This is a genomic window from Sphingobacterium ginsenosidimutans, from assembly GCF_039536865.1.
Taxonomy (GTDB): domain Bacteria; phylum Bacteroidota; class Bacteroidia; order Sphingobacteriales; family Sphingobacteriaceae; genus Sphingobacterium; species Sphingobacterium detergens.
This window is the reverse complement of the sequence record NZ_BAAAZK010000005.1, coordinates 346,985-359,283: the sequence shown is the minus strand read 5'-3', so window position 1 is coordinate 359,283 and position 12,299 is coordinate 346,985. Positions and strand designations below refer to the sequence as shown.

The window sequence follows — 12,299 nt, the reverse complement described above, 5'->3', positions numbered from 1 at the left end:
AATGATTGGAAACTCACTAAAAACAGCCTATCGTTTTTTGAAAAAACATAAGTTGATTACATGTATCAATGTCATGAGCTTGGCCATTGGCATCACAGCGACATTAGTTATCTTTTTAATGATTCAATACGACTATAGTTTCGATAAAAATGTTCCCAACCGCGAACAGGTTTACCGTATTGTCAGCAACGGTGAGTTTAAAAATGCAGGTGTATACATGCCTTTAGTACGAACTATGGAAGAAGAGCTACCAAACCTCGACGCCATAGCTCCCATCTATCGAAGTCATGTTCAAAAATTGAAAATCACGACTGCTAGCAACAAAGTTCAAGTTTTTCCAAAAGAGCAACGTATTTTACTGACCAACAGCCAATATTTCAATATTTTACCACGCAAATGGCTATCCGGAAATCCACTTAGCCTAAATACAGCTGGTCACATCGTACTAACAGAAAAAACACTGGAAAAATTCTATGGCAATGAGTCTCCAGCCAATGTCATTGGCAAAACCATTGTCTATGCAGACAGTATCCCACTCCAGGTTGTCGGCGTAGTCGAAAATGCACAACAAAATTCAGATTTTAATTTTGACAGTTTTATCTCCGAAAAAACAATTCCACAGAACAACAGCCTGAAAGAGATGTTTAATTGGGAGGCATGGAACAGCATCTCCGATTCCCATCAGGTATTGATCAAAACCAAAGCAGGTACGGCTCCAAGTGCTATAGAAAGTAACATTGCAAATCTACTCAACAAATATAGGAACAAGAATGGTAAGACATTTAAAGATAAACTTATCTTACAGCCCCTATCAGAGGTTCATTTTGACACAACTTTCAATTATGGAGCGACCAAGCCCGAAACGCTCCGCAACCTGATTTTGCTCGCCATATTTCTTTTAGCATTGGGCGCTGTCAACTTTATCAACTTATCTACTGCACAATCCATTGAACGCGCAAAAGAGGTTGGTATTCGCAAAACATTGGGAAGTTCAAAATCCACTTTAATTAAGCAATTTTTAGTAGAGACATTTTTGATTACCCTAACAGCGACACTACTTGCCGTTCTATTACTCCCTTTGTTTTTACGTGTTTTTGAAGGATTTATCCCCCAAAATTTAAGTCTGGATTTGTTAGATAAGAAATTGATTGTATTGTTCCTATTTGCTCAGCTTATGTTGGTTACATTGCTGGCTGGTTTTTACCCTGCATGGGTACTGACGGGATATGCTCCTGTATTAGCCCTTAAAAATCAGCTGGGAAAAAACACCAATCTTTCCAGAAGTGCATGGATACGCAAAGCCTTGACCATTTTTCAATTTGTGATGGCCCAAGCTTTTCTGATCTGTGTGCTGATTGTGATTCGACAGATCAATTATCTATCCCACAAGGATATGGGATTTCAACGCGAAGCAGTCATCAACATCGATATTCCCGGAGCATTTCAAAATTCGGACAAAGGGCTAATGCTCAAAAACGAACTGCTGAAACTTCCCGAAGTAAAAGCCATAAGTTTTGGAAATATTGCACCGGCAATGAGTGGTTTTATGACCACTTCAATGGTGTATGATCAATCATCGGACAAAAAATCCTTAACTTTTGATAACCGGTCAGGCGATGAGAGCTATCTGGATGTTTATAAAATTCCACTTTTAGCAGGAAGAAATATTCGTTTACTGGACTCAACAAGTGAAATGCTGATCAATAAAAAAGGTTTAGAATTATTAGGTATCCAAAACCCACAGGATGCAATTGGGAAAACTTTTGAAAACGGAGAATCCACTATTGTCGGTGTTATGGAGAATTTTGATATCGCTTCGGCCCGTCAGACTGTCAAACCTGTACTCTACATCGGAAGCAAGACCGGTTATGTGCTTCATATCGCTTTAGACCAAAAGCATCCCGAAAACTGGAAAACAGCGATTGATAAAATTACCTCCACTTACAAAGCTTCCTTCCCTGACGATGAGATCGACCTCCGCTTTGTGGATGAGATTGTCCAACAATTCTATGAACAGGAAAAACAACTTTCCAAATTATTGTCCTGGGCTGTCGGGCTCTCCATATTTATTGCGGGGTTAGGATTATTTGGGTTAACCATATTTACCGCTAATCAAAGGACAAAAGAGATCGGCATACGTAAAGTTTTAGGTGCCTCAGTACTACAGATCACCTTTTTATTGCTTAAGAATTTATTGACGCTGGTAGCTATAGCCTGTTTGATTGCATTCCCGATCGCTTATTACTTTATGCATCATTGGCTAGATGATTTTGCATATCGTACTGATCTAAATCCATGGATTTTTGGGCTATCTGCCCTAAGCCTGATTGGATTTGCAAGCTTTGTACTATCAACCAAAAGTATTATGGCCGCAAAAGCAAACCCGGTAGATAGTCTAAGGGACGAATAGATCAGGCAATGACGGCGAGAATGGTATACAGTTAATTTTGAATCTAATACAGATTACAATGATAAAGAATTTCATCAAAACCGCATGGCGCAGTATTTTTTCCAACAAATTCTATAGCGCTATCAATATCCTCGGGCTGACTGCAGGATTAGTTGTGGGAACCTTCCTACTACTTTGGATAAAGGATGAATTGTCCTTTGATCGTTTTCATAAGAATCAAGGCTCTATCTACAAAATTGGGATTGAGGGTGGAACAGGGATCTCAAAACGCATATTTGGATCTATCATTGCCCCAGTTGGAAGTTTTGCCAAGAGAGAAATCCCTGAGGTTCAGGACGCCGTACGTATCTTTAGGATCGGTGATGCCACCATCAAGTATAAAGACAAACGATTTACAGAAAAGAATTTCGCTTTTGTAGATCCGAGTTATTTTAGTGTTTTTGACTTTCCTCTTATTCAGGGTAACCAGAAGCAACCTTTTCCCGATAACAATTCAGTTGTCCTTACCGAGAGTACCGCCCGTCGGTATTTTGCTGATGAAAATCCAATCGGCAAGACGGTGGTATTGGGAATAGAAGACCTATGCATAGTTAGCGGAGTTATCCCCGACTATCCCGAAAATTCTTCCTTTCAATTTCAGGTACTCCTCCCCCTTTCACGGTTTAACGAGCAAGCCTACATCAAAAATAAAACCACCTACGACAATAAAACCTATCTGTCATCGATGGATGAAGATTGGTCCAGTTTCGCCTTTGGAACCTACCTGCAATTGAGACCCGGTGCAAGCCCCGCTGTCGTGGCTCAGAAATTACAACAGATACATGAACGCAGTAAACCCGAAGATGCTCCTGTTCCTTACATTACACAAGAATTAGCGAAAATGCATCTTTATCAGATGGATGGTAGCGATGGCGGTATTGGCACGGTACATATTTTTATCGGAATCGCTCTGGTCATCCTTGTCATAGCCAGTATCAATTACATCAACCTCTCTACCGCGCGATCTTTATCCAGATCCAAAGAGGTTGGCATCCGTAAAATTATCGGAGCCGGAAGAAAAGAACTCTTTTTTCAATTTATGCTAGAGACCACGTTGCTCTTCACGATCGCCGCGACTTTAGCAATATGCATTGTTTTTATCTTTCTTCCCTTATTTAACAGTTTCTCTGGCAAACAGATTTCCCTGCAGCTGTTCAGTACTGAACTATGGAGCTACATTTTAATCATGCTGATCGGCACATTGCTATTGACCAGCATTTATCCGGCACTGTTACTTTCAAACTTTGACCCAATCAAAGTACTAAAAGGTAGATTCGGAATGAAGAAATCAAATTTTAGAAAGATATTAGTGGTCTTACAGTTTACAGTATCCATTGTTCTCATCGCAATGACGATCGTCATCGGCCGACAATTGGAATATATACGCAACAAGAATCTAGGATACGAAAAGAGCAATATTATCTCGGTTGCGATGGCACCAAAAATGGCGCAACATTTTGATGCCATCAAAAGTGATCTCCTAAAAAATAAAGGGGTAAGTGATGTCATTCGACTTGGACGGGATATGGTATATGGCGGAGTATCCACCGGCGACAACGATTGGGATGGAAAACCCAGTAATTCAAACCTGTGGGTCAGCATGACGTATTCGGATCAATTCGCGCTTGATTTTTTCAAAATAAAGCTAATTCAGGGGAAAAACTTCACCGGCTCGATGGCAGATTCTACGCACTTTCTCATCAATGAAACTGCCGTTCGTGAGATGGGATTAAAGGATCCAATTGGTGCCCGTCTACGGATCCGAACTGTTCCGGGAACCATTATTGGTGTGGTCAAAGATTTTAATTACGCAAGTGTACGTCAAAAGATCGAACCCATGGTCTTTCAATTTAGTCCGAAAGATTGCCAGCAGCTTTATATAAAAACAAACCCTGCCGGAACCGAATCGGCGTTGCATGCGCTGCGACAGATCTGGAAAAGCTATTATGACGATATGCCGATCAGTTATAGTTTCCTCGACGAAAGCTACCAACAGCAATATATGAGCGAGCAAAAACAAGGAACATTGTTTAATTTCTTTGCCATCATAGCGATACTGATTTCATGTCTGGGACTTCTTGGACTATGCACCTATACCGCACAACTGAAAACCAAGGAAATTGGCATCAGAAAAGTCCTCGGTGCAACGGTATTCAATATTATGCAAATGCTGAATAAAGAATTTTTGCTTTTGATCATTATCGCGAATATCATTGCAATTCCTGTTGCGCTATATTTCACTTCGAACTGGTTAGATGGATTTGCCTTCAGAACAACAGTGCCGATAACAATATTTTTAGGTGCGGGCATCCTAACGATTATGATTGCCCTGTTTACCGTTAGTTTCCAATCGATCAAAGCAGCTATTGCCAACCCCGTCAAGAGTTTAAAAGACGAATAGCTTATGTTCATAAAAATCAACTCTTTATATATTGGATAATTAATCAGTACACCAAAAACAACAAACATAAGCATCAAACACCGCCATGACTAAATTATTTTTGAAAACCGCTTTACGCAATCTTAAACGCAACCCCTTAAATACGGCAATCAATATTCTCGGGTTGTCTTTGGGATTTACGGTTGCTTTGGTGAGCACCTTGTGGATCTTGAAACAATTTTCCTTCAACCGCAATCATGAAAACTATGATAGTATCTATCAAGTCATGTTAACAGGTACCTTCAATAATGAAAAATCTACGGGTCCCTCTACTCCTGTCCCTTTAGCAAAGGTTATTGCATCTGATTTTACCAATGAGGTGCAGGATATTACATTGGTCACTAACGAAAGTAACAACCTTAAGGTTGGGGACAAGAAGTTCAACGTCGATGGTTTCTATGCAATGGGCAAATTTTCCGAATTGTTTTCATTAAAATCTGTACATGGAGATATTTCTACCCCTACCGCAGCATCCACCATGATAATCTCGGAATCATTAGCCAATCGTCTATTGGGGTCAACTGATGTAATCGGGAAGACTATTCAGCTCAACGGAAAAGAGCAATATAATATACTCGGTGTTTTTGAAGATATTCCCGAGAATAGTACTTTTCAAGGATTGGCGTATATTTTGCCTTTTGTCGATTACCTCCGCAAAAATGAAGGTATAGACGAAAGTTGGTCAAACTGCTTTTTTCGCACGTATGGCAAAATCGAGAGCCCACAAAATATCCCGGGACTCGAGCAAAAACTGACCAATATCTTTAGAACAAATCTTACAGATATCAACCCTGAGATCTTGTTGCATCCCATGTCCAAATGGAATCTTTATGATTCATTCAAAAATGGTAAAAATGCAGGTGGACAAATTCAATATGTGTGGATGTTTGCTTGGATAAGCATATTTATTCTTTTGTTGGCCAGTATTAACTTTATTAACCTCAGTACAGCCCGAAGCTTAAAAAGAGGAAAGGAAATTGGTATTCTAAAATCTGTTGGTGTAAACCGTCGGCAACTGATTGCCGGATTTTTAGTTGAGTCCATCCTCTCCGTATCCTGTGCTTTTCTGATAGCCCTTATAGTAAGCACTTTGCTTCTTCCGTGGATAAATACCATCACCAATACCGCATTACATGTTCCATTTACGCGTCTTCAATTCTACTTATACTCCTTTTTGGGGATTCTCTCTATTGGTGTTCTTGCTGGACTATATCCCGCACTATTCTTATCCTCTTTCAATCCGATCCTTGCGCTCAAAGGAAAGATGAACATCGGCAAACGGGGATTTAATGCTAGAAAGGGAATGGTTATCGTACAATTTGCGATTTCCATCTTTCTGATGATTGCAACCTATTTGGTCATCAAACAATTGCACTATACAAAGGATCGTCCGATTGGTTACAAAAGCTCAAACTTAGTCAACATCACCAGTACTAGTCAATTAATTTCCAAAAACTTTGAGATTCTTAGAAAAGAACTGATCGGTCAACGTTTGATCCAGGAGGCCTCACTTACTTCGAATTTTGTAAACAAACTCACTTTAACTGGTGGCGGTTTTAACTGGCAAGGGAATGAAACAAAGGAAGGATCCATTATGGGGATTTTCACGATAGACGAAAACTTTGCCAAAACCGTACAATGGAACTTTTTGAAGGGAAGAAATTTCTCCAAAGATTTCAAGACAGATTCCACAGGAGTAATCATCAATGAAGCAGCAGCCAAATTTATGGGGGTTACAGACCTGACGAGCAAGCAGCTATCCAAAAGAGGTATCAACTATACGATTATCGGTATTATACAGAACACCTTATCCGAGTCCCCCTTTAAGTCGATTACTCCTACAGCGTATTTTCTTGACTTCCTACCAAAAAATAAAATAACACTCAGACTGAATGAGCAGCAAGACATCAGTCAGACGATGAAAGCAATCGCTCAACAATTCAATCGTTTTGATCCAGATCTTATTTTTGATTACGCGTTTACAGATAAAGAATATGCCAAGCAATTTGAACAAATGGAAATGATCAAAAGCCTGACCAGTATTTTTACGGGGCTTGCCATACTGATTTCCTGTCTTGGGCTATATGCATTGGTCGCATTTCTAACCGAGCAACGTGAAAAAGAAATTGGTATCCGTAAGGTTCTTGGCGCATCAGAAGTTAGTTTATGGAAATTATTATGCACCGAATACCTCTGGTTGACATTGATCGGTTTCCTCGTTGCAGCTCCGCTGGCCTATCTGTTAATGGAAACATGGCTCAATGATTATGTTTATCGCATTTCAATTAGCTGGACTGTATTTGCCCTTACGGGATTAACTGCACTGGGCATCACCCTAATAACAGTCAGTTATCAAGCTATTAAAGCAGCATTGGCTAACCCCGTGAACACATTACGAAACGAGTAGATCCACATGTTCGGCGACGGACAGCAGACTGTCCGTTTCCGAACATACAACAGGCCGTCAAAACAAAACAACAATTAATAATCAACAAGTTACACTTATGGCAAACGAATTGAATTAGCTATTTCTATTGTGGCATGACCAGCAAAAGCCTATCTATCCAGATAAACGACTTTGCGGGACAGAAAATTATGGAAAAGTCAAAAACTCAATACGATGATTAAGAATTACCTTAAAATTGCCTGGCGGAATATCAAAAAAAATAAGGGTTTTTCCTTATTAAATATGTTTGGCCTAAGTTTGGGCATTACCTGCTTTCTGTTACTAGCAGCCTATATTTTTCACGAATCAAGTTATGAACGTTTTTTTCCAAATGCCGACCGTTTAGCTTATTTCAGTTTGACCTATAAGGCACCCAATAGTACCGAAGAGGTAAACTCCAGTGTAACGCCCACAGCACTGGCTCCCACCTTGCAAGCAGAGCTTCCCGAAATCGAACAAGCGACGCGATTATTCGAATATTCCAAGGCCGGAAATGTAGAATCGAAAGACGAAACGACGAAGGAAAAAAAACTGATGTACGCCGATCCTAATTTTTTTAACACTTTAAGCTATACATTTATCGAGGGCGACGCGAAACATGCGTTAACCGAACCGAATCAAATCGTACTGACAAAAAAACTAGCCGAAAAATATTTCCCAAAACAATCTGCACTGGGAAAAACCTTAACTATCGATAAAGTCAACTGGAAAGTCTCCGGTGTCATACAAGATTTACCGACAAATACACAGATAAATTTCACGGCCATTCTTTCCAACAAAGATTTAGCACGCTACAAGCAACCAGAATGGTCTTCGGCAAATGACATCACCATCGCGCTACTAAAAAACAAAGACAGTTTTGGCGCCATTCAACAGAAATTAGATCAGATCACCAAAGCAAAATTTGCCGAGGCAACCAAACAAGGTTATCAATTTAGCTTTTCAATCGAAAAACTAATAGATATTCATCTGCATTCTAAGGCTGCGGGTTCTGGCAACCTGGTATATATCTATATTTTGATGGCTCTAGGAGCTGCGCTTATTATCTTGACGAGCATTAACTTTACAAATTTAATATTGGCACATGCCATCGAACGCAAAAAGGAAATTGGAGTTAAGAAAGTTTTAGGCGCTGCCCGAAAAACGATTTTCTTGCAGTTCTTCTTAGAATGCAGTTTGATGGTATTGCTCTCCCTTTCTTTAGGTTTGCTGGCTACATTTCTATTATTGCCCGTATTCAGTTCGTACATGGGAAGCGAAATGCAATTAACGGTATGGACAGATCCTAGGTTCTATGCGATCCTGTTTTTATTTTTTATCATATTGACTTTAATCTCTGGTGGATGGCCGGCCTATTCCATTGCCAGCTCAAAACCAATGTCTATTTTCAAACGGAAATTGGCGGAGAAACAAAGCGGGATTTCTTTTAGCAAAGTATTGGTCACCTTCCAATTCAGCATATCCATCTTTTTTATCATCTGTACCCTATTTGCGGGACGTCAAATGCAATTTATACAATCCAAAAATACAGGACTAGACCGCACGGATATGCTGGTCATTGATGGGCAGGGATGGCAGGACAAAGAGCGGCAATTATTAAAAGATAAATTGATGCAACTCAATAGTGTTCAGGGTGTAACTGCTTCCTATGACAATCCGGTCAATATTCAGGGCGGATATAGCATTAATGAAGTTGAGGGCCAACCAACCGATTTTGAAATGAATGTGACAGCAATTCCTATTGAAAAAGATTTTGTATCAGTCTTCCGTATTAAAACGCTAGCAGGCGATCCACTTTCTGATACAGATATTTTACGTGCAAGGGATACCGCATCTCCGGAATATAGTTTTGTGATCAATACACTCGCGGCATCAGCAATGGGTTTTACACCACAACAGGCAGTCGGAAAGAAAATTAATTTAAACGGCCGTAAAGGCAGTATTAAACAAGTTGTTGCCAGTTTTAACTTTGCCTCACTCCACAATGAGATTAAGCCTATTGTACTTTTTCCCGAATACTATTATTTTGGTAATATTTTCATTCGACTCAACCCAAATACACCAATTCAGGACGCAATAGCACAGGTGAAATCGGTCGTGAAAGATATTGATGCGAAAAATCAATTTGAGTATCATTTTCTAAATGATGACTATAGCAAACTCTATTTAAAAGATCAACAGACGACAAAAGTCATGCAGCTCTTTTCGATTATTACAATTGCCATTGCTTGTATGGGATTATTCGCACTATCTGCTTATGCTGTGCAACAACGCGTAAAAGAAATCGGAATCCGCAAGGTATTGGGTGCTTCCGTATTCAAAATCGTCAAGATACTCAGCCTTGACTTTATAATACTAGTTTGTTCAGCACTTTTGATCGCCATACCATTGGGATGGTACGCCATGCATCGCTGGATGGACAATTTTGCTTATCACATTACACTGGACTGGTGGATATTTATTATCGCAGGATCAAGCGCACTGCTGGTTTCCTTTATTACAATCAGTTTTCAGACAGTAAAAGCAGCAGTCACAAATCCCATTGACAGTTTAAGGGATGAATAATTTTATAAAAAATAGAAATAACATGTTTAAAAACCATATTAAAATCGCTTGGCGGAATCTTTGGAAAATTAAGAGCTATTCTATTATTAATATTATTGGACTTTGCATCGGCATGACTGCTGTATTGATTATTGGCATATGGGTGCAAAACCAATTACAGTTTGACAATTTTTATAGCGATAAAGAAAACATCTACAAGGTTTTGAACAAAAACCGTAACGATGAAGGCAAAATCAGTTTGCAAGAATACACTTCAGGACAAGCCTCCCCAGCATTGATTGCCGATTATCCCGAAGTTGAGCGTGCAGCACGCATCTATTGGAGCATTAGCAAGCTACTCTCTTTTGGAGACAAAAAAATCAAATCCAAAGGCAACGAAGTCGATCCGGCATTTATTCAGATGTTTGATTTTAAACTTTTAAAAGGCAATAACAATAAGGCTCTTGGAGAGACAAGAAATATTATCCTGACGGAAAGCCTGGCAAAAAGTATCTTCGGGGAGAAGGATCCATTAGATCAAACAATTATATTGGACAATAAAGAGCCTTATAAAGTCTCCGCTATCATGCAGGACCTTCCAGGCAATACAAATTTTGATTTTACCTATCTCATACCCTTGGTAAATGCAGAAGGTTATTCGCCAAACTGGAATACGATCGCCTTCACGACCTATATTCAACTAAAAAAAGGAACCAATGTAGATGCTTTTAACAATAAGCTTATCGATATCATCAAGAAAAAGACCAATAGTGAATTGGGAGGATCCCTTTTTCTGTATCCAATATCCAAAATGCATCTGTATTCGAAATTTGAACAGGGTATCCCTGTTGGCGGAAAAATTGACCAGGTTAAACTTGTTACTGGAATTGGATTATTAATTTTATTGATAGCCTGTATCAATTTTATCAATCTCAGTACGGCGCGCAGTCAAAAAAGAGCTAAAGAGGTCGCTATACGAAAAGTTGTGGGCGCACAGCGTTTCAACCTCATCGCACAATTTCTGACAGAATCCTTATTATTGGCGATCATCTCAGGAACACTTGCGATCACATTGGCAATACTTACCCTTCCCCTATTCAATACAATATTTGATAAACCGTTGGTACTTGCTTTGTCAGATCCAACAATCTGGCTCGCGTTGATCGGTTTTATTTTTCTAACTGGCATACTGGCGGGACTATATCCCGCGTTTGTGCTATCAGGTTTTAAACCAATAAAATCATTAAAGATATTTCGCTCATCAAAAAAGATCGCTTTGAATTTCCGTGAATTATTGGTCATTTTTCAATTCGGTGTTGCTATCATACTTATTATTGCCACGATTGTCGTCCGGAGGCAAATTGAATATGCGGGACAACGTGATGTTGGCTATACTACTTCCCAATTGATAGAGATCGGCATGGAAGGCGATATGGGGAAAAACTACGAAGCAATTAAATCAGAGCTGCTCAACAATGGAATTGCAACTGCTGTCACACGTTCGGGGTCATCAATAACCAGTAATGCTGGCAGCGCATGGGGTGGTTTTTCCTGGGAAGGTTCAACGCCGGAACAAGGAAAAAAAATGGGTTTCAATCTGGGGAGAACAGAAAGTGACCTTATCAAAACACTCGGATTAAAACTTATTGCCGGTCGGGATATCGACTATGCTAGGCTAGCAGCAGACAGTTCGGCAGTACTCCTGAATGAGGCAGCCATCAAAGAAATGAATTTGAAAAATCCCGTAGGAACTTATTTAAAATGGGGAAGTACCACCTATACCATCGTAGGAGTTATAAACGATTATATCAGTGGTTCGCCCTACAATCCAGTAACACCCATGCTCATCTATGCAACCAAGAAATCCCTGTACAATTTAATTATCCGAACGAATCCAGGCTCGTCAGTACAGGATCAGCTCAAACAAATCGAACAGATCATTAAAAAATTCAACCCTGCATATCCTTTCGAATACCAGTTTGTCGATCAAAAATTTGCGGGTAAATTTAAAGATCAGCAACAGACAGCTCGACTGGCATTCATCTTTTCGGGGTTGGCGATTTTTATATCTTGCTTAGGCTTATTTGGATTAGCGTCTTATATTGCAGAACTAAGAACCAAAGAAATTGGCATACGTAAGGTACTCGGTGCCTCGGTTAGTGGCATTACAACTATGCTCTCCAAAGATTTTATCAAATTGGTGATTATTTCCATTGTGCTGGCCTCACCGATTGCCTGGTGGGCAATGAACAAATGGTTGCAAGATTTCTCCTATCGCATTGAGATACAATGGTGGATTTTTGCGCTGGCAGGTGCTGCAGCCGTTTTGGTCGCCTTCGTGACAGTAAGTTCACAAGCCATTAGAGCAGCAAATCACAATCCGGTAAAAACATTAAGGGATGAATAAAATTATCCATTAT

The 12,299-nt window shown here is 39.7% G+C and carries 5 protein-coding genes; all 5 read left to right on the top strand.

The annotated features are described in order from the left end of the window. Position 1 precedes the first annotated feature (1 nt). The 5 genes from ABFX33_RS10445 to ABFX33_RS10425 all read left to right on the top strand — a co-directional run bounded on the left by ABFX33_RS10445 (position 2) and on the right by ABFX33_RS10425 (position 12,286). Positions 2 to 2,410 (top strand): ABC transporter permease, encoded by a 2,409-nt coding sequence (locus ABFX33_RS10445; protein ID WP_346085968.1) that lies wholly within the window; start codon positions 2 to 4, stop codon positions 2,408 to 2,410. A 58-nt stretch (positions 2,411 to 2,468) separates the two neighbouring features. Continuing rightward, entirely contained in the window at positions 2,469 to 4,850 is a 2,382-nt protein-coding gene (locus tag ABFX33_RS10440) for an ABC transporter permease (RefSeq protein WP_346085966.1), read from the top strand. 85 nt (positions 4,851 to 4,935) lie between these two features. Then, on the top strand, positions 4,936 to 7,296 hold the full coding sequence (locus ABFX33_RS10435; RefSeq protein ID WP_346085964.1) for an FtsX-like permease family protein: 2,361 nt from the start codon (positions 4,936 to 4,938) through the stop codon (positions 7,294 to 7,296). 213 nt (positions 7,297 to 7,509) lie between these two features. Continuing rightward, positions 7,510 to 9,900, top strand: coding sequence for an ABC transporter permease (locus tag ABFX33_RS10430; RefSeq protein ID WP_346085962.1), 2,391 nt, complete (start codon positions 7,510 to 7,512; stop codon positions 9,898 to 9,900). 22 nt (positions 9,901 to 9,922) lie between these two features. Continuing rightward, positions 9,923 to 12,286: an ABC transporter permease gene (locus tag ABFX33_RS10425; RefSeq protein WP_346085960.1), complete on the top strand. Its 2,364-nt coding sequence runs from the start codon at positions 9,923 to 9,925 to the stop codon at positions 12,284 to 12,286. Positions 12,287 to 12,299: the final 13 nt, after the last annotated feature.